Origin of the sequence: Mesorhizobium sp. M7A.F.Ca.ET.027.03.2.1, assembly GCF_003999175.1 — a bacterium.
Classification (GTDB): Bacteria; Pseudomonadota; Alphaproteobacteria; order Rhizobiales; family Rhizobiaceae; genus Mesorhizobium.
In genome coordinates this window covers 1-531 of the sequence record NZ_RZOM01001826.1, presented here as the reverse complement: position 1 = coordinate 531, position 531 = coordinate 1, and the positions used below count along the sequence as shown (strand labels likewise).

General features: G+C 56.1%; 1 protein-coding gene. It reads left to right on the top strand.

From position 1 onward, the window contains the following. Positions 1 to 531, top strand: a 531-nt coding sequence (locus EN750_RS38300) for a lyase family protein (RefSeq protein WP_245482954.1), incomplete at both ends; no start/stop codon positions are given.

Genomic DNA, 531 nt, shown 5'->3' with positions numbered 1-531 from the left:
GTCCTGAAGCGCATTGCAGTCAAGCTCACGAAGATATGCAACGATCTGCGTCTGTTGAGCAGTGGGCCACGCGGGGGGCTGGGAGAGATCCGCCTGCCGCCGGTGCAAGCCGGCTCGTCCATCATGCCTGGCAAGGTCAATCCCGTCATTCCCGAGATGATGAACCAGATCGGCTTCCAGGTTATCGGAAACGATCTCACGGTGACCCTTGCGGCGAGCGCGGGCCAACTGCAGTTGAATGCGATGGAGCCTGTCATCGTCCTCAACATTCTTCAATCAATGCGAATGTTGACGAGAGGGATGGAGATTTTCAAGCAGCGCTGCATCGACGGTATCGAAGTCGACGTGGATCGTTGCAAGACCCTGCTTGACCAATCTCTTGTTCTCACTACGCCTTTGGCAAAACTCGTCGGATATGGCAAAGCGGCTGATCTGTCGAAGAAGGCTTTGGCCGAGAACCGGGAGCTGCGCCAGGTCATCGAAGAAGAGGGAATTTTGGCGCCCAACCAACTTGACCAGTTGTTCGCGGAC